The 17,727-nt window shown below is 69.5% G+C and carries 19 protein-coding genes; 10 read left to right on the forward strand and 9 right to left on the reverse strand.

The genetic code is table 11. The features are described from left to right. Positions 1 to 24: 24 nt before the first annotated feature. Positions 25 to 1,008 (reverse strand): peptidoglycan-binding domain-containing protein, encoded by a 984-nt coding sequence (locus AB0I51_RS03225; protein WP_362970825.1) that lies wholly within the window; start codon positions 1,006 to 1,008, stop codon positions 25 to 27. A 157-nt stretch (positions 1,009 to 1,165) separates the two neighbouring features. Between AB0I51_RS03225 and AB0I51_RS03230 the strand changes: the two genes are divergently transcribed. After that, on the forward strand, positions 1,166 to 3,247 hold the full coding sequence (locus AB0I51_RS03230; protein WP_362970827.1) for an MFS transporter: 2,082 nt from the start codon (positions 1,166 to 1,168) through the stop codon (positions 3,245 to 3,247). 308 nt (positions 3,248 to 3,555) lie between these two features. Here AB0I51_RS03230 and AB0I51_RS03235 read toward each other — a convergent pair whose 3' ends face one another. Both AB0I51_RS03235 and AB0I51_RS03240 read right to left on the reverse strand, forming a co-directional pair. Continuing rightward, positions 3,556 to 4,056 (reverse strand): GNAT family N-acetyltransferase, encoded by a 501-nt coding sequence (locus AB0I51_RS03235; protein ID WP_362970829.1) that lies wholly within the window; start codon positions 4,054 to 4,056, stop codon positions 3,556 to 3,558. A 10-nt stretch (positions 4,057 to 4,066) separates the two neighbouring features. Next, positions 4,067 to 4,693, reverse strand: a complete 627-nt coding sequence (locus AB0I51_RS03240) for a dihydrofolate reductase family protein (protein ID WP_362970831.1) — start codon at positions 4,691 to 4,693, stop codon at positions 4,067 to 4,069. A gap of 187 nt (positions 4,694 to 4,880) precedes the next feature. Here AB0I51_RS03240 and AB0I51_RS03245 point away from each other — a divergent pair, with 187 nt between their 5' ends. Both AB0I51_RS03245 and AB0I51_RS03250 read left to right on the forward strand, forming a co-directional pair. Beyond that, positions 4,881 to 5,531, forward strand: a complete 651-nt coding sequence (locus AB0I51_RS03245; RefSeq protein WP_362970833.1) for a hypothetical protein — start codon at positions 4,881 to 4,883, stop codon at positions 5,529 to 5,531. A gap of 5 nt (positions 5,532 to 5,536) precedes the next feature. Next, positions 5,537 to 6,175, forward strand: a complete 639-nt coding sequence (locus tag AB0I51_RS03250; protein ID WP_362970835.1) for a hypothetical protein — start codon at positions 5,537 to 5,539, stop codon at positions 6,173 to 6,175. On the opposite strand, the gene AB0I51_RS03255 is transcribed toward AB0I51_RS03250, so the two are convergent. After that, a complete protein-coding gene (locus AB0I51_RS03255; protein ID WP_362971143.1) occupies positions 6,164 to 6,547 on the reverse strand; it encodes a DUF1992 domain-containing protein in 384 nt (127 codons plus the stop codon). The two genes, AB0I51_RS03250 and AB0I51_RS03255, sit on opposite strands and share 12 nt — an antisense overlap. A 172-nt stretch (positions 6,548 to 6,719) precedes the next feature. Between AB0I51_RS03255 and AB0I51_RS03260 the strand changes: the two genes are divergently transcribed. Continuing rightward, a complete protein-coding gene (locus tag AB0I51_RS03260) occupies positions 6,720 to 7,112 on the forward strand; it encodes a hypothetical protein (RefSeq protein WP_362970837.1) in 393 nt (130 codons plus the stop codon). 19 nt (positions 7,113 to 7,131) lie between these two features. On the opposite strand, the gene AB0I51_RS03265 is transcribed toward AB0I51_RS03260, so the two are convergent. Continuing rightward, positions 7,132 to 7,803 (reverse strand): O-methyltransferase, encoded by a 672-nt coding sequence (locus AB0I51_RS03265; RefSeq protein WP_362970839.1) that lies wholly within the window; start codon positions 7,801 to 7,803, stop codon positions 7,132 to 7,134. A gap of 277 nt (positions 7,804 to 8,080) precedes the next feature. Here AB0I51_RS03265 and AB0I51_RS03270 point away from each other — a divergent pair, with 277 nt between their 5' ends. Then, positions 8,081 to 10,132, forward strand: a complete 2,052-nt coding sequence (locus AB0I51_RS03270) for a phosphatase PAP2 family protein (RefSeq protein WP_362970841.1) — start codon at positions 8,081 to 8,083, stop codon at positions 10,130 to 10,132. Here AB0I51_RS03270 and AB0I51_RS03275 read toward each other — a convergent pair. Continuing rightward, on the reverse strand, positions 10,123 to 10,602 hold the full coding sequence (locus AB0I51_RS03275; protein ID WP_362970843.1) for a hypothetical protein: 480 nt from the start codon (positions 10,600 to 10,602) through the stop codon (positions 10,123 to 10,125). The two genes, AB0I51_RS03270 and AB0I51_RS03275, sit on opposite strands and share 10 nt — an antisense overlap. 74 nt (positions 10,603 to 10,676) lie before the next feature. On the opposite strand from AB0I51_RS03275, the gene AB0I51_RS03280 reads away from it, so the two are divergent. Continuing rightward, a complete protein-coding gene (locus AB0I51_RS03280; RefSeq protein ID WP_362970845.1) occupies positions 10,677 to 11,549 on the forward strand; it encodes a hypothetical protein in 873 nt (290 codons plus the stop codon). A gap of 10 nt (positions 11,550 to 11,559) precedes the next feature. Here the strand turns inward: AB0I51_RS03280 and AB0I51_RS03285 are convergent, their stop codons facing one another. Further along, positions 11,560 to 11,952 (reverse strand): ATP-binding protein, encoded by a 393-nt coding sequence (locus AB0I51_RS03285; RefSeq protein WP_362970847.1) that lies wholly within the window; start codon positions 11,950 to 11,952, stop codon positions 11,560 to 11,562. 126 nt (positions 11,953 to 12,078) lie between these two features. Here AB0I51_RS03285 and AB0I51_RS03290 point away from each other — a divergent pair, with 126 nt between their 5' ends. Further along, the gene (locus AB0I51_RS03290; protein WP_362970849.1) at positions 12,079 to 12,942 is read left to right on the forward strand and encodes a helix-turn-helix transcriptional regulator; all 864 of its coding nucleotides are present in this window, start codon (positions 12,079 to 12,081) and stop codon (positions 12,940 to 12,942) included. Next, a complete protein-coding gene (locus AB0I51_RS03295; protein ID WP_362970851.1) occupies positions 12,899 to 13,174 on the forward strand; it encodes a DUF397 domain-containing protein in 276 nt (91 codons plus the stop codon). The genes AB0I51_RS03290 and AB0I51_RS03295 overlap by 44 nt, the downstream gene beginning before the upstream one ends. Here AB0I51_RS03295 and AB0I51_RS03300 read toward each other — a convergent pair. Further along, on the reverse strand, positions 13,158 to 14,045 hold the full coding sequence (locus tag AB0I51_RS03300) for an SDR family oxidoreductase (protein ID WP_362970853.1): 888 nt from the start codon (positions 14,043 to 14,045) through the stop codon (positions 13,158 to 13,160). The genes AB0I51_RS03295 and AB0I51_RS03300 overlap by 17 nt on opposite strands. Positions 14,046 to 14,184: 139 nt before the next feature. Between AB0I51_RS03300 and AB0I51_RS03305 the strand changes: the two genes are divergently transcribed. Continuing rightward, entirely contained in the window at positions 14,185 to 15,084 is a 900-nt protein-coding gene (locus tag AB0I51_RS03305; RefSeq protein WP_362970855.1) for a LysR family transcriptional regulator, read from the forward strand. Here the strand turns inward: AB0I51_RS03305 and AB0I51_RS03310 are convergent. Then, entirely contained in the window at positions 15,068 to 16,237 is a 1,170-nt protein-coding gene (locus tag AB0I51_RS03310; protein WP_362970857.1) for a steroid 3-ketoacyl-CoA thiolase, read from the reverse strand. The two genes, AB0I51_RS03305 and AB0I51_RS03310, sit on opposite strands and share 17 nt — an antisense overlap. Positions 16,238 to 16,464: 227 nt before the next feature. On the opposite strand from AB0I51_RS03310, the gene AB0I51_RS03315 reads away from it, so the two are divergent. Beyond that, a complete protein-coding gene (locus AB0I51_RS03315; RefSeq protein ID WP_362970859.1) occupies positions 16,465 to 17,700 on the forward strand; it encodes a cytochrome P450 in 1,236 nt (411 codons plus the stop codon). Positions 17,701 to 17,727 lie beyond the last annotated feature (27 nt).

Below are 17,727 nucleotides of genomic sequence, written 5' to 3' on the forward strand. Positions count from 1 at the left end.
GCGTCTGCGAGTGAGGGGTCGGTGTTACGGCTCGGTCGTCTCCGACTCCAGCTGTGCCCGGGTCGCCGCCCCGTACACCCCGGGCGGGTCGGACTGGATGCCGCGAGCCAGTTGGTAGGTGTGTACCGAGGCCTGCACCTGCTCGTCGAAGACGCCGTTGTCGGGGCCGGTGTAGAGGTTCAACTGGGCCAGGCGGAGCTGGAGTTCGGTGACCTCGGGGCCCTCGTCGCCGCGTTGCAGTACCGGGGCGGTGCTGCTGCCGCCCCGGCGGTCGGTGGCGGACGCGCCGGACGCCGCGGCGCTGGTCGTCGGGGTCGGGCTGGAGTCCGGGGACCGTGACGGTGTGACGGACGGGCTGCTCGACGTCGACGGTGACGGGCTCGCACTGAGCGTCGGGGACGGAGACGCCGACGTCGGCCGCGCGGACGTGGAAGCGCTCGTGGACGGTGTCGCCGGTGCCGCGCTCTTCGACACGGTGGGGACACTCGCGCGGACGTCCTTCGGGGCCGCCTCGTCCCGCGACGGCGTCTCGTACGAGAACACGCCGCTCGCGAAACCGGCCGCCGCCACCACCGCCACGACGGCTCCCGTGGCGGCGAGGAGCACGGTACGGCGGCGGCGCGGGCGGTCGGCGTCGGCGGCGGCCTCGGCGTCCATGGACGGTTCCGTTGGATACCCGTCGCCCTCGAACAGGTTCAGGTCGTTCATGCGCGAGGCCGTCGGCGGTACCGCGCGCAGTGGCATCGTCTGCTCGACCGCCGGCAGCTGTTGCGTCTCGCCCTCGGGTCCCGGCGGTGCGGACAGGGGCGTCTGCTCCTGTGCGTTGCCGTCCAGTTCCACATACGGTCTGATCCGCAGCGGGTCGAAGTCCTCCGCCGCTGCCGCCTCCGCCGTGCGCGCGTCGCGCAGCGCGTCGGACGCCCGTTGGGTGCAGGTGCAGGACGGGGAGCCGTCGGCTGCCCGGGGTGCCCCGCACTGCGGGCATATGTGGCCCTTCGCCTCGTTCACGTGTTCGTCCCTCCCCATCGGACTCCCGAGGTTATGCGGATCTCCTTCACGCCGTCTCCTCCGACCCCCGGAATGACCGCTTCCATTCGGACTCGACAGGCCGTAACGGGACACACCGATCACCATGGATGTGTAACGAGAGCCTCGGGAGGTCTTCATGGCCGGCGGTGCGCACGGTATGACAGGGAATGTGCACGACGCGCGGCCACCGCAGAAACCCCCGCGGCGGGGCAGCGCCGCCCAGGAACACGTGTCGGGCAACGTCCTCGTCTCCATCGGGGCGCTGCTTCTCGGACTGCTGCTCGCCGCCCTCGACCAGACCATCGTGTCGACCGCGCTGCCGACGATCGTCAGCGATCTCGGCGGGCTGGAGCATCTGTCGTGGGTGGTCACGGCGTATCTGCTGGCCTCGACCGCCGCGACCCCGCTGTGGGGAAAGCTGGGCGACCAGTACGGGCGCAAGAGGCTGTTCCAGATCGCGATCGTGATCTTCCTCGTCGGGTCCGCGCTGTGCGGTGCGGCACAGAACATGCCTCAGCTGATCGGGTTCCGGGCGCTTCAGGGTCTGGGCGGCGGCGGGCTGATCGTGTTGTCGATGGCCATCGTCGGGGATGTCGTCTCGCCGCGCGAACGCGGGCGCTACCAGGGCCTGTTCGGCGCTGTCTTCGGCGCGTCGAGTGTCCTCGGGCCGCTGCTCGGCGGCCTGTTCACCGAGCACCTGAGCTGGCGCTGGGTCTTCTACATCAACCTCCCGGTCGGTGTCGTCGCCCTCGCCGTCATCGCGACCGCGCTGCACATCCCGCGCAGGTCCACCCACCACGTCATCGACTACCTCGGCACCTTCCTCATCGCCGCCGTCGCGACCTGCCTGGTGCTTGTCGCCTCGCTGGGTGGTACGACCTGGGGCTGGGCTTCGCCGCAGATCATCGGGCTGGCGGTGCTCGGTGCGGTTCTCATCGGGGCGTTCGTGGCGGTGGAGCGGCGGGCCGCCGAGCCTGTGCTTCCGCTCAAGCTGTTTCGTGTGCGCACCTTCTCGCTCGCCGCCGTCATCAGCTTCATCGTCGGCTTCGCCATGTTCGGCGCGATGACCTATCTGCCGACCTTCCTCCAGGTCGTGCAGGGCATCTCGCCGACCATGTCCGGCGTGCACATGCTGCCGATGGTGTTCGGCATGCTGATCTCGTCCACCACCTCCGGCCAGATCGTCAGCCGCACCGGCCGGTGGAAGGTGTTCCCGATCGCGGGCACCGGTGTCACCGCGCTCGGTCTGCTTCTTCTCCATCAGCTCGACGAGAACAGTTCCACCGGCGAGATGAGTGCCTACTTCTTCGTCTTCGGGCTCGGACTCGGGCTGGTCATGCAGGTGTTGGTGCTGATTGTGCAGAACTCCGTGTCGTATCAGGACCTTGGCGTCGCCACCTCCGGTGCGACCTTCTTCCGGTCCATCGGCGCCTCGTTCGGTGTCGCCATCTTCGGCACGATCTTCGCGAGCCGGCTGGACGACAAGCTCACGGACGCTCTTCGGGGTGCCTCGCTGCCGGGTGGCGTCACGGCTGACGGCCTCGAGTCCGATCCGCGCGGCATCTCCCAACTGCCGGTCGCGGTACGGCCGGAGGCCCTGCACGCGTATGCGTCCTCGATCACCGACGTCTTCCTCTACGCCGCCCCCGTCGCCCTCGCCGGCTTCGTCCTGGCGTGGTTCCTCAAGGAGGACAAGCTCCGCGGCTCGGTCACGGCACCCGACCTCACGGAAACGCTTGCCAGCAATCCCGTTCAGCGGTCTTCGTACGACGAGGTGTGCCGCGCGCTGTCCGTGCTGGGCACGAGGGAGGGCCGCCGCGAGATCTACAGGACGATCACCGCGAAAGCGGGCTACGACCTTCAGCCGGCGGCGAGTTGGCTGCTGCTGCGCATCAAGCGGGACGGCTGGGCGGAACCCGGTGTGCTCGCGGAACGCAGCTCCGTGCCACTGCCCGTCATCCTCGCCGCCGTCCGGCAGATCGAGGGGCGGCGGCTGGCGGTGCGGGAGGGACTGGACCTGCAACTGACCGACCAGGGGCGGGAGATGGCCGAACGGCTGGCTCAGGCCCGTGAGGAGTCTCTTGCGGAGGCGCTGGGGGACTGGTGGGGGCCGGACCGGCCCACTGATCTGATCCAGCTGGTGAAGGAGCTCAACGGGGAGTTGTGCGGGTCGGATCGGGAGCAGCCGCGCAACGGGTCGGTGACCAAGGTCGGTTGAGGGGTTTGCGGGCGGGCGGCTGGGGCGGTGTTGGACAGGCGCCGGTTGGGTGGGCCGGTGCTGGACAGGCACCGGTTGGGCGGGCCGGTGTTGGGCCGGCGCCGTGCGCGCATTTTTTTTGGTTCGGTCGCCTTCGGGGCGCCTGAAGCCGGTGTCGAGAGGCCCACCGTGCTCGGCGCTGCGCGCCTCCGCGATCCCCCACTCTCGGCTTCGCCCGAGCGGGAGGGGCCCCACGGCCTCTCGACACCGGCCCGCCCCTACGGCTCCCTCTCGGCCGGCGCGTGGGGACAGCGGGAGTTGGTGGGCCCTCACCGTCGGTTGAGGAGGGCTTTGCGGAACCAGTGTTCTGCGTACGGGTCGTTGTTGTGGCGGTCGGTCTCCTTGTAGCCGAGGCGGGTGTAGAGGGTGCGGGCCTCGACCAGGTCGTGGCGGGTGTCGAGGATCATGGTGTTGGCTCCGAGGTCGCGGGCGGCCTGCTCCGCCGCCGTCACGAGCCTTGCGGCGCCGCCCCGGCCGCGCATCCCCTCGTAGAGGAAGACCCTCTTCAGCTCGGCGGTTGTCGGGGAGAGGAGCCGTACGCCCGCCGATCCGGCCGGCGCTCCCTCGTGCCACGCGACGAGCAACCGGCCGCCGGGCGGGGATAGCTCGGCGCCGGTGACGGCGGCGATCTCGCGCTCCAGTTCCGCCGGATCCGTCCGCCGGTTCTCGTGGAGCAGGTACCAGCGGTCGCTGACCTCGGTGTAGTACGCCCGCCAGAGCGCGGCGGCGACCGGGGAGTCGTAGGGCTCGGGGGTGATGGTCCAGGTCATGGGCCGTATGTCAGTCGACCGGGTCGGCCTTGCGCAACCGAATATGGGTGACCTCCGGAGAGTCCAGCACCTGCGTCTTCCGCCACTCGATGTGCTGGTCGCCCACGTTGTCGAACAGGCGTCGTCCGCCGCACGCGAGCACGGGTACGACATGGAGGAGGAGTTCGTCCAGCCACCCGGCACGGATGAACTGCTGGACCAGGTCGGCGCCGCCGGCGAGGGAGACGGCCCGGCCGCCGGCCGCCTCTCGGGCCAGCTCGAGTGCGCGGTGGGGGCCTTCGGTGACGAAGTGGTAGGTCGTGCCGCCCTTCTTGACGACCGGTTCGCGCGGGTGGTGGGTGACGACGAACACGGGGGCGTGGAAGGGGGGTTCGTCGCCCCACGGGATCTCCCCGGTGATGAACATGCCGTGGCCCATGACCACCGCGCCCGGTCGTTCGATCCACTCGGCGAGCAGTGCGTCGTCCGGCCCGGTGTCTCCTCCCGCCATGCCCTGCATACGACGGAAGCTCCGCAGGCCGAACACCCACGAGTGCAGCCGCTCCCCGCCGATCCCGAGCGGATGCTCCCGCCCCGACTCCGGTCCCGCGATGTACCCGTCCAGCGACATGGCCAGCCGTGCGATGACCTCACCCATGACGATCTCCTCGATTTCCTCAACCGGTTCTTTACTCATGCGTCGATCGGGCCGGGGCGGAATCGACACACCGGCACCACGGAATCCCCGTAGCCGTGGCCGTCGTTTGAAGGGGGCCTTTGCGGCAACCCGGTAAGGGAACCGACCGACTACGAGAGCCGGTTGGCCAAGAATCCGGAAGGCACTCATGTCCACAGGCGTGATCATCGTTTTGATCGTGATCTTGGTCGGCGTGGTCGCTGCCGCGGCGGCCCTGGTACCGCGTGCCCGGGGCGCGATGGGCGGCTCGGGTCTGAAGCGGCGCTTCGGGCCCGAGTACGACCGGACCGTGGCCCGGCACGACGGCGACACGAAGGCCGCCGAGCGGGAGCTCGGCGAGCGCGTCCAGCAGCACGGTTCGCTGCAGGAGCAGCCGTTGGAGCCCGCGGCCCGTGAGCAGTACCAGGCCCGCTGGGCCGCCGCCCAGGAGCTCTTCGTCGACTCGCCCCGCCAGGCCGTGGCCGACGTCGACCAGCTGCTCGGCGAGGTGGCCGGGGCCCGGGGCTTCCCCGGCGTCGAGGAGTACGACAAGCAGTTCGACGCGCTGTCCGTGCACCACGCGGACCACGTCCACGGCTACCGGCGCGTGCACCGCGTCGTCCAGTCGCGCACCAACGGCACACCGGACAGCCAGGCCGGCACCGAGGAGATGCGCGAGGCCATGCTCGAAGCCCGCGCCCTCTTCGACGACCTGATCGGCGCTGACAACGGCGGCGGGCGCGGCACCGGCGACAGCCGCGGGCATACCGGGCGCCACACGTTCGGCTCATTCAACAAGCAAGCAGTGAAGGGAAGTTGAGCCGCATGACCGATGTGACACGACCCAACGGCGACACGAGCGACGAGAGCGGCGAGCGCAAGGGCGCGAGTACGGACACCGGTACGGACACCGGTACGGGCATCGGTACGGGCATCGGTACGGGTATCGGTACGGGCACGGGCACGGGCACGGGCACTGACCCGCGGGACCCGGCCAAGGCCGGCGACCGGCGGGAGGCCACGACCGTCACCCCGATCCCGCGCCAGACCGACCGCCCGTCGGACCGGCAGACCGACCGCCCGTCGGACCGGCAGGCCGATCGCCAGGCCGACAAGGCGGCCCCCGTGCACGCCCCCGAGCCCCCTCCCGCGTCCGGCGCCGCCGACAAGCGGCACGACCGGCTGGACACCGGGAACGGGAACCTGCTGCCGCACGACGAGAGCGACAAGTTCAACCTGCGGCTGCAGCACGCGGTCACCGGGTTCGTCGACGAGCCCCGCTCCGCCGTCGAGGAGGCCGCCCACGTCCTGGAGGAGGTCGCCGACCGCCTCACGCAGGCCGTCACCAAGCGCCGTGACACCCTGCACAGCTCCTGGGAGTCCAAGGGCTCGGACGACACCGAGCAACTCCGGCTGGCCCTGCGGGACTACCGCGAACTGACGGAGCGGCTTCTACACATCTGACCCGCCCGGTCCACCGGCCCCGTCAACCGCCCGGCGCTCCCGCCACTCCCGTGCGACCTCTTCCACGTCGTACGGCTCCATCCCCAGCGGAGGGCCGGGCGGCGGCTTGAACATCATGTCGCGGATCTTCACATTGACTTCGGTGATGATCTGCCGAGCGATCCGCTCCGAAGGGGCCGAGTACGCCGCAGCCAGGGCGTCCTCGGCCTCTTTGCGCAGTGCCGGCGTCGGCGGGAGCACGGAGATGCCCTCGCGGGCCATCTTCTGCTTGATCCACCACAGTTCGTCGTACGTCGTGTCGGAACCGGAGGGCAACGGCTTGCCCGCGCCCGGGAGTTGGGCGAACTCGCCGGCTCGCTCGACGTCCCGGATCTGCTTGTCGACCCTCCCCCACTCTCAACTACGTTCGAGCGGGGGGACCCCCATCTCGAAGGACACACCCGGTGGCTTTCGCTCGGTCATGACTCCATTGTGCCGGACGTGGCGTGGCCGGGGGATTTATCATGCGGCGGCTGTGTAAGGACACCTCAAGGGGGAAGCGCACGTGCTCGAACTCACCATGGCCTCGGTCTCCGGGACGGAAGAGGGTGCCACGGCCGGCATGCTGATGGCCGAGGCGCCCAGCGACCCGGGCGCGGTGCTGCGGGTGGGCCGCGACGAGTCGGTGTGCCGGCTGGTGACACCGGACGACTGGCTGTTCATCTCACGGGTCCATCTGGAGTTCCTGTGCGGACCCGAGGGCATCTGGCAGGTGAGCTGGCTGCGCGGCTCCCAGCCCGACCCGTCCTCCGAGGTACGGCTGATCGTCGGGGAGTACGCCCAGACCGTCGGTTACGGCGGGAGCGTCCCGTTGCCCCGTGGTGGCAGCGGCGAGATCGTCATCAAGGACCGCACCGGGCCGCGCAGCGTCAACGTCGGCTTCTATCACGAGAGTTGAGACGTCCGGCGAAGAGTTCTCAGTCAACGACCCTGGCCAGCGCGAACCCGTCGTAACCCTTCTCGCCCACCGTCTGGATCGCCGTGCCCGACAGGCGCGGGTGCGAGCCGATCAGTTCGATCGCCGCGCGCGTGCCCAGGACGTCCGGATCCGTGTTGGCCGGGTCGGCGACCCGGCCGCCGCGGACCACGTTGTCGACGATGATCAGGCTGCCGGGGCGGGTCAGCTTGAGGGCCCATTCCACGTAGTGCGGGTTGTTGGCCTTGTCGGCGTCGATGAAGACGAGGTCGAAGGGGGCCGCGTTCTCGCCGGCGAGTGCGGCCAGTGAGTCGAGGGCCGGGCCGACCCGGACCTCGACGAGCTTGTCGAGGCCCGCGCGGGCGATGTTGCGGCCTGCGACCTCGGCGTGCTTCGGGCTGTACTCCAAGGTGATCAGGCGGCCGTCGGCGGGCAGCGCGCGGGCCAGCCAGATCGTGCTGTAGCCGCCGAGGGTGCCGATCTCCAGGATGCGGGCGGCGCCCTGGATCCGGGCGAGGAGATGCAGCAGCTTGCCCGCGGCGGCGGACACAGCGATCTGCGGGAGGCCGGCGGAGTCGCTGTCGCGGAGGGTCGCCTCCAGAACCTCGTCGTGCGGGGAGAGATGGCCGATCAGATAGTCGTCGACGTCGTTCCACAGCTGCGACTCGCTCATGTGCCGGTGCCCTTCGTGAATCCGATGATCGTGAATCCGGTGAGAATTGTTGCGACCCGTTCGTGTGCAATCACTCACTGTACGGATACGCCGTTATTTGCCGTGCCCAGGCAACCCGGGGCCGACTATCGTCATCCGGACAAAAGGAGGGCGGCCGTCAGGTGAAGAGGGGGTTGCCTGCGTCTCTCCCGCAGGGGGTGCGAACCTCATAGGGTTCCGAGAGGGAACAGCCGCGCGTGTGACGCGTGGGACGAGCGGGGCGGGAGGCCTACGAGGCGTGGCGAACGTGGAGCACAGCGGGCGACCGGCGGGAGCCGTAGGAGCTTTCGGGTCGACGGCCGCCGGGACGGCCAGAGCACGGCTGCGCGTTGCGCGCCTGGTCCTGTGGCTGGTGGCCGCGGTCCTGGCCGTACGGCAGGTGGCCGTGGTCCTCAGCACCCCGCGCGGGGACCGGCTGACCGACCTGGAGACCTGGGTCGGGCCGAACGGCGTGCTGCATGTGAAGGGCTCGCTGTACGACTCGACGCAGTTCACCGGCACCCCCTTCGGCGGGCTCGTCCTCAAACCGCTCACCCGGGCCGCCGAGCAGGCCCTCGGCTGGGGCTGGACCTTCGGCACGCTGCTGCTCGTCGTCGCGCTCGGACTGGTCGTCTCCCGGGCCCTGCCGCAGCCCGTCACCCGCCGTGCCTCGCTGCTGGCCGCGCCCGTCGCGATCAGCCTGCTCATGCTGTCGCTGCCGGTGCGCAACACGCTCTGGCTCGGCCAGACCAGCATCATCCCGGTCCTGCTCGTGCTGCTCGCCTGCTTCACGGTGCGCGGCGAGCGGGCCAGCGGCGTGCTGATCGGTCTGGCCGCCGCGCTCCAGCCGACGGTGCTGCTGTTCGCGCCGCTGCTGTGGTTCACCGACCGGCGCCGGGCCGCCGTGACCTCCGCGCTGACGTTCGCCGCGAGCGTGGTGATCGCCTGGGCGGCGATGCCGCACGACTCGTACACCTACTGGGTGCACCACATGGCCGGCGTCGGCCTCGGCGGCAAGGCGGACGGTCTCGGCAATCAGTCGCTGCACGGCGCGCTGCTGCGCCTCGACCTGACCGGGCCGCTGGAGATCGGTGTCTTCCTGGCGCTCGGAGCCGTCGTCGCCTACCTGGGCCTGCGCCGGGCCGTGCGCTACGCACGCGACGGACAGTTGCTGCTCGCGGTCGCGGTCACCGGGTGCGCGGCGATCGCCGTCTCGCCGACGACCTGGCAGCACCAGCTGCTGTGGGTGCTGCTCGCGGTGGTCGGCCGGGTCGGCAAGCGGGCCTCGGACCGGTATGTGTGGCCGGTGGCGGTGGTCCTCGTGGTCACGCTGCCCGCGAAGATGATGCTGCCGAACATGGCGGCCGTCTATCCGCTGCGTGACAACGTCGTCCTGCTCATGGCGCTCGCCGCGGCGACCGTCGTGCCGTTCCTGCCGCGCACCTCGGAGTACTACCGGCGGCCGATCCCCACGGAGTACGCCGAGCCGGTCCCGGCCCGCCGGCAGCACGTCCCGCTGATCCCGCAGCTGCGCCGCGTCCTGACCCGCCCGAACCTCCTCCTCGAACTCCTCCTCATCCGCGTCACCTACGCCGCCTACCAGCAGGTCCGCCTCGCGGCGACGGGCGGCACCAACGCGGGCGGCCGGGCCACGGCCGAGCACCACGGCCACCAGATCCTCTCGATCGAGCAGTTCCTGCACATCGACATCGAGCACGCGGTCAACCACTGGGTCGTGAAGGTCGACTTCCTGCGGGAGTTCTTCAACTTCTACTACGAGTCCTTCCACTTCGTGGTCCCGCTGAGCGTGATGGCCGTCCTGTACTGGCGCCGCCCGGTCGACTACCGCTGGGCCCGCTCCTCCCTCGGCTTCGCCACCCTCCTGGCCCTGGTCGGCTTCTGGCTCTACCCCCTGGCTCCACCGCGCCTGCTCCCGGGCCTGGGCATCATCGACACGGTCCACGGCGTCCAGGACTTCTCCAAGCCGGACTACGGCACCCTCACCGCCCTCACCAACCAGTACGCGGCGATGCCGTCCCTGCACTTCGGCTGGTCCCTGTGGTGCGGCGTCGTCATCGCGATCATCGCCCCGAAGTGGTGGATGAAGGCTCTGGGCCTCCTGCACCCGTTCTTCACCGTCTCGGCGATCGTCGCGACCGGCAACCACTGGGTACTGGACGCGGTCGGCGGCGCGGCGGTCGTGGCGGCTGGCTTCGGGCTGGCGTACCTCTTCCAGGGGCCGCGGGCGCGGTTGTCGAGACCTCAACCGGCGGAGATCAACACCGAGCTGGAGCCGACGGCCTACCGGTAGAGGAAGGTCTCACCCTCGCCGGTCCGTCTGATCCCCATCACTTCGATGGACTTCGCGCGTTCCTGGCGTCCGTCGAAGTCGCGCAGTGCCGCCAGGCCGGACGGCGGGAGACAGCGGGACACCTCGGTGATGAGACCTGAGAACGGAGTGCCGATCAGCGACGCGCCGTCATGGAGCGCGGCGAGCCCGTACAGATTGTTGCGCGGGTCCTCAAGCCACGCCTCGGCCAGGCCTACGGCGACGAGTCCGCGCCGCAGCGGTTCGGCGGACCGGGTCCTGACCGCCACCGACGCCATGCGCCGGCCGTAGGCGCTCAGCACGCCTGCGGCCCGTGGGCCCATGTCGAGCGGCTTCGGAGAGCTCATGTACGCGGTGACGAAAACATCGACCTCGGCGTCCAGTGCATGCGGGAGCCTGACTCCCAGGTATCCGTTGAATCGTCTGTCCTGGAAGCGCGACAAGCTGGTCACGTCGCCCAGTCTGCCGTCCCCGCATGAGATCGTGTTCTTGGTTGGCGTGAACACGTCTGATTTCAGGGGGAGTTGTGGGGGTTTCGGCTCGGGGGTCCGTACCACGGAGAGCGACGACCGGTGTCGCGTTCGCCGCCGTGCTGCTCGGTGGGGGAGCGGTCGGCTGCGGGGGCGACTCCGCGAAGGAGGACTCGGCCGAGCTGACGCCCTCGGCGGCGGTGGCCAAGGCGGTGGACAAGGCCGAGGACATCACCTCGCTCCACTATCGGGTCAGCGGGACCGTGCCCGAGCGGGGGCGGCTGACGGCCGAGGCGTCGATGAAGACGAAACCGGCGGTCATGACCATGGTGATGACCGTGGTCGGCGCTCGTAGGCCCGGCGAGCTGGACATCCGGTTCGTCGGCAAGACGATCTACCTCGGCGGCAGCGGCGTCGACACGTCCAAGTGGGGCAACAAGAGCTGGCTCAAGGCCGAGCCGGCCGTGTGGGGGCGTGGCGCGGCGGACAACAACTCCTATGGCGTGCTGCCGGGTTCGATGGAGGGGAGCCCGGTCGTGCAGTCCACGATCATGGCGGGCTCCAAGAACGTGCGGAGGATCGGCGCCGAGTCGGTCGACGGCACCAAGGCCGTGCACTACCGGGGAACGGTCACCACTCGCGAGCTGCGCGCGGCCCAGAGCGCAGCCAAGGGCAAGGCGTCCTGGCAACGCCGGACCGACAGCATCGACCAGTTCGTCGCCCTGCGCGTCGACGGCACCCTCACCATGGACCTGTGGGTCGACGGCGACGACCAGCCCAAGCAGTTCCGGGTACGGGGCAAGACCTATCCCACGCAGAACGACACCGACGGCAGCACGCTCGACCTGACCGTCACCTTCCTCGACATCAACCAGAAGGTGACCGTCAAGACCCCGCCCGCCGACGACACCGCCGAACTCGGTGGCTGACGGCCCGAGTTCACGAGCACTCGAACCACACCACCTTCCCGCCCCGGGACGCCGGTGACACCCCCCACTTGTCGGTCACGGCGTCCAGGATGACCAGCCCGCGGCCGTTCTCCGACTCGGTGTCCAACTCCGGGTTCAGCGCCGGGAGTTCGGGGCAGCTGTCGGTCACCTCCACCCGGATTCCGGCCACCTGGCGTTGCAGTCGCAGTCCGCAGCGCCGGTCCGGGACATGCCGGACGACGTTGGCGAGCAGCTCCGTCACGGCCAGTTCCACCGCGTCCGACAGCTCCTGCATGCCCCACTCCAGCAGGAACGAGCGGACGATACGGCGGATGTGCCGGGCGGAGTGTTCACCCACGGTGAGGTGCATGACGTACTGCCGGCGGTCGGGAAAGGCCAGCATGGCGGGGGGAGTTGGTTCATTCACACTACGAGGCTGACGTCCCGCCGCTACCCTCGGCAACGGTACGAATACAACCCGTTCACGGGTGGACACTTCTGGTCGGTTGTCGGGAGGCAGGGGCTTCGCGTGCACATCAACACCCTCGATCCAGGGGCGTCGCCGCTGGACTACTACGGCTTCGAGCTGCGCCGCTACCGGGAGGCGGCCGGTCTCACGCAACGGGAACTCGGCAAGATCGTCAACTACACCGGGTCACTGATCGGCCAGATCGAGACGGCCCGCAAGCTGCCCACGCTGGAGTTCAGCCAGCGGGTGGATGCGGCGCTCGACACGGGTGGGCTGCTTACCCGGTTGCTCGATCTGGTGCTGCGCAGCCAACTCCCGTCCTGGTTCCAGCAGGTGGCCGAATTGCAGGCGCGGGCACTGGAGATCTGCTCCTTCGAGGCGCAGATGATCCACGGTCTCCTCCAGACCGAGGAGTACGCCCGCGCCGTGCTCGGCACGCTGGACCAGAGCAACCTGGACGACCGGACCGCCGTACGCATGGCTCGTCAGCGCATCTTCCAGAAGGGGGAGCCGCCGGTCTTCTGGGCGATCCTGAGCGAGGCCGCGCTGTATCTGGAGATCGGCGGCCGGAGGACCATGAGGAACCAACTGGCCCGCCTGTTGGCCCACGAGAACAATCCTCGGATCAACATCCAGATCCTGCCGCACTCGACCGGAGCGCACGCGGGACTACAAGGCTCGTATGACCTCTATCGCTTCCCGAGCGACCCGCCCATCGTCTACACCGAGAGCTACGGAAGCGGGCATCCCACAGCCAACCCGGACACTGTCAAGGACTGTTCGCTCCGTTACGATCATCTCCAGGCCGCCGCCCTCTCCCTCAGGGACTCGGCGGAGCTGATCCGGCGCGTGATGGAGGAACGTTATGGGGAACAACGCGATGCCGACGGGGACGCAGTGGCGGAAGTCCAGCTACAGCGGTGATCAGGGCGGCAACTGCATCGAGTGCGCGCCGCTCGGCCCGCTGGCCTGGCGCAAGTCCAGCTACAGCAGTGACCAGGGCGGCAATTGCGTAGAGATCGCCGAAACCCCCTGCTCCACAACCTCCGCCACCCTCGCCATCCGCGACTCCAAGACCCCGGCGGGGCCGATCCTCACCCTCGACCCCGCCGCGTTCGCCACCTTCGTCAACTGGACCGCTACGACGGTTGGTTGAAGTAGTAGTCGTGGTCCAGGTCGGCCAGTAGTCCCAGTCGGGTCGGAGTCCACCCGAACCGCTTCTGCGTGAGCGTGCTCGTTCCCGTGAGGTCGGACGCGACGAAGTGGCCCAGCCAGCCGAAGTGGTCCCCGGCCTGCTCGACCGGCACGCTGGTCACCGGTATGTCCAGCCGCCTGCCGATGACTTCGGCGATCTCCCGTACCGGTACGCCCTCGTCGGCGACCGCGTGCAGGACCGAACCCGCCTGGGCGTTCTCCAACGCCAGCCGGTACAGCAGCGCGGCGTCCTCGCGATGGACGGCGGCCCAGAGGTTGGTGCCGTTGCCGACGTAGGCGGAGACGCCCTTGGCGCGGGCGATGTCGATGAGGGTGGGGACGAAGGCGTGGTCACCCTCGCCGTGCACCTGCGGCAGCCGTATCGCCGATGTGCGCACGCCCCGGTCCGCTGCGGCCAGGGTCGTCAACTCGGCTGCGAGGCGCGGCATTTCGGGGTGGGCGGCGAGGTCGGGGATCTCGTCCTCGGTGCGGCCGTGGCTCATCACGGAACTGATGACCAGGGGGCGGTCCGAACCGGCCAGTGCTTCGATCAGGGTCTCCACCGCGCTCAGGTCCGTCGCGACGCACGCGGCGTAGTTCGAGAAGTCGTGGATGAAACCGGTGTGGATCACACCGTCGGAGGCGGACGCACCCGTGCGGAGTGCGTCGAGGTCCTCCAGCGAACCCCGGTGGACCTCCGCTCCGGTCGCGGCCAGCCGTTCCGCCGAGGTGTCGGAGCGGGCCAGGCCGAGGACCTGGTGTCCCGAGCCGAGCAGTTCGCGGACGACCGCGCCGCCCACGAATCCGGTCGCGCCGGTGACGAAAACACGCATGACGAAATCACCCCAGGTGGGTCGGGAAGTGGTGTGCTCCCAGCCTGCGCCCGCCTGGCCGGGCCCGTCCAAGACCGACTCCGGAAGACGTGATTCACTTCCGGTATCAGCGCAGCTCCTGCCGTCGTACAGTCGATGTATGACCGACCTGGACCTGCGTCTGGTGCGCTGTTTCACCGTCGTCGCCGAGGAACTGCACTTCGGCCGGGCCGCTGCCGTACTGCATCTCGCGCAGCCGTCCCTGAGCCGTCATGTCCGGCGCCTGGAGGGCGAGTTGGGGGTGCGGCTCTTCGACCGGACCACGCAGGGCACCCGACTCACCGAAGCGGGGGCGGCGTTCCTGCCCCGGGCCGAGGCGCTGCTGCGGTCCGCGGCGGAGGCGACCGCCGTGGCGCGGGCGGCCGGGGCGCCGAGTCGTATCGTCATCGGGTACATGACCGGGCTCATCGTCACCCCGGCGGTGCGCGCCCTGCGCGGGCGCTTCCCGGACGCCGACGTGCAGCATTCCTTTCTCGGCTGGGGCGAGATGCCGGCCGCCCTGCTGGAGCACCGGGTGGACGTGGTGGTGGGCCGATTCCCGTTCGCCACCGAGGGGTTGAGCGTGACGGTCCTCTTCGAGGAGCCCCGGGTGCTGCTGATACCGGTCGGCCACCGGCTGGCCGGCAAGGAGTACGTCACCCTCGACGACATCGCGGACGAGCCCGTACCCCGTTTCCCCGACCCGGAGTTCAACGCGTTCTGGCGCGTCGATCCCCGCCCGGACGGACGGCGGGTGCCGGACGGTCCGCTGGTCGAGAATCTGGAGGACAAGCTCGAAGTCATCGCCGCCGGCGAGGCGGTCGCGCTCGTTCCGGTGGGCGCCATCAGGAAGGGCCTGCGGCCCGATCTGACCACGGTTCCGCTGGAGGGCGTGGATCCCATCCCGGTCGTCCTGGCCACCCGCGCAGGCGAGGAGAACCGCCGACTGCTCGCGGCCTTCCGCGCCTGCGCCGAGGACCATCTGGCCCCCGCCGACCGGTCGGCTACAGGCGCTGAATGATCGTGCCGGTCGCCAGCGCCCCGCCCGCGCACATGGTGATCAGCGCGAACTCCTTGTCGGCGCGCTCCAGTTCGTGCAGGGCGCTGGTGATGAGGCGGGCGCCGGTCGCCCCGACCGGATGGCCGAGCGCGATCCCACCGCCGTTGACGTTGACCTTCTCCAGGTCCTGTCCGAAGACCTGCGCCCAGCTCAACACCACTGACGCGAAAGCCTCGTTGATCTCGACGATGTCGATGTCCTTGAGGGTCATGCCGGCCTTGCCGAGGACGGCTCGCGTCGCGTCGATGGGGCCGTCGAGGTGGTAGTGCGGGTCGGCGCCGACCAGTGCCTGGGCGACGATCCGGGCGCGGGGGCGGAGTTTGAGCGCCCTTGCCATCCGCTTCGACGCCCACATGATCGCCGAGGCGCCGTCGCTGATCTGCGAGGAGTTGCCCGCCGTGTGGACGGCCGTCGGCATCACCGGCTTCAGCCGCGCCAGCGCCTCCATCGTCGTGTCGCGCAGCCCCTCGTCCCGGTCGACGAGCCGCCACATGCCGAGGCCCGCGCGCTGCTCGTCCTCCGTCGTCGGCACCTGGACGGCGAACGTCTCCTTCTTGAACCGCTCCTCGGACCAGGCGACGGCCGCCCGCTCCTGCGAGATCAGGCCGAGCGAGTCGACGTTCTCGCGGGTCAGCTTCCGGTTGCGGGCGATGCGTTCGGCGGCCTCGAACTGGTTGGGCAGATCCACGTTCCACTCGTCCGGGAACGGCTTCCCCGGTCCGTGCTTCGACCCCGAGCCCAGCGGCACCCGCGACATCGCCTCGACACCGCAGCTGATCCCGACGTCGATGACGCCCGCCGCGATCAGGTTGGCGGTCATGTGCGAGGCCTGCTGCGAGGAGCCGCACTGACAGTCGACGGTCGTCGCCGCCGTCTCGTAGGGCAGGCCCATGGTCAGCCAGGCCGTGCGCGCGGGGTTCATGGACTGCTCGCCGGCGTGGGTCACCGTGCCGCCGATGATCTGTTCGACGCAGTCGGCGTGAATGCCGGTGCGGCCAAGGAGTTCACGGTAGGTCTCGCCCAGCAGATAGGCGGGATGCAGATTGGCGAGCGCGCCGCCGCGCTTGCCGATGGGGGTGCGTACGGCTTCCACGATGACGGGTTCCGCGGCCATGGGACACGTCCTCTCCTCGTCCACCGCGCGGCGCGGGCGTCCCGGCCACCCGCCACGCAGAACTAGTACGCGTTCTAGTTCTGTGTGCAGTCTGCTGACAGGCCGTCCACAACCGCAAGGGTCGTGCAGGGAATTCGGCCTGCCGTGCCTCTTGCTACTTGTAGAACCCGTTATTACCTTCACGGCAGCCGGGTTCCTGATGGACCGTCAGATGACGGGAGTTGCCGATGCCCTGTCCAGCGTTGCCCGAAGGGTTCGACTTCACCGACCCCGATCTGCTCCACCACCGCGTGCCCCTACCGGAGTTCGCCGAACTGCGCGCGGCCGAACCGGTCCGCTGGATTCCGCAAGCCGCGGGCATCGCGGGGTTCCAGGACGAGGGCTACTGGGCCGTTACCCGGCACGCCGACGTCCGGTACGTCTCCACTCACCCGGAGATCTTCTCCTCGACCCTCAACACGGCGATCATCCGCTTCCACGAGCACATGGAGCGCGACTCGATCGACGCCCAGCGGCTGATCCTGCTCAACATGGACCCGCCCGAACACACCCGCGTCCGCCAGATCGTCCAGCGTGGCTTCACCCCCCGCGCGATCCGCGCTCTGGAGGAACGCCTGCGCAACCGGGCCCAGGCCATCGTGGCGAACGCCCGCACCCACTCCGGCCCCTTCGACTTCGTCACCGAGGTCGCCTGCGAACTGCCCCTCCAGGCCATCGCCGAACTCATCGGCATCCCGCAGGACGACCGCGTCAAGATCTTCGAGTGGTCCAACAAGATGATCGCCTACGACGATCCCGAGTACGCCATCACGGAGCAGGTCGGCGCCGAGTCCGCCGCCGAACTCATCGCGTACGCCATGGGAATGGCCGCCGAACGCAAGCAGTGTCCGGCCCACGACATCGTCAGCACCCTGGTCGCCGCCGAGGACGAGGGAAACCTGAACTCCGACGAGTTCGGCTTCTTCGTGCTCATGCTGTCGGTCGCCGGGAACGAGACGACCCGCAACGCCATCACCCACGGCATGCACGCGTTCCTCACCCACCCCGAGCAGTGGGAGCTGTACAAGCGCGAGCGTCCGTCGACCGCCGCCGAGGAGATCGTGCGCTGGGCCACGCCGGTCAACGCCTTCCAGCGGACGGCGACCCAGGACACCGAACTCGGCGGCAAACACATCAAGAAGGGCGACCGCGTCGGCATCTTCTACGCCTCCGCCAACCACGACCCCGAAGTCTTCGAGAACCCGGGCGAGTTCGACGTCATGCGCGACCCGAACCCGCACCTCGGCTTCGGCGGCGGAGGCCCGCACTACTGCCTCGGCAAGTCCCTCGCGGTCCTCGAAATCGACCTGATCTTCAACGCGATCGCGGACGCGATGCCCAACCTGACCCTGACGGGCGACCCGCGCCGGCTGCGCTCCGCCTGGATCAACGGCGTCAAAGAGCTTCAGGTGACCGCCGGTTGAGGTGAACTCACAGCTCGGGCCGGCGGC

The sequence above is a fragment of the Streptomyces sp. NPDC050549 genome (assembly GCF_040655035.1).
Classification (GTDB): Bacteria; Actinomycetota; Actinomycetes; order Streptomycetales; family Streptomycetaceae; genus Streptomyces.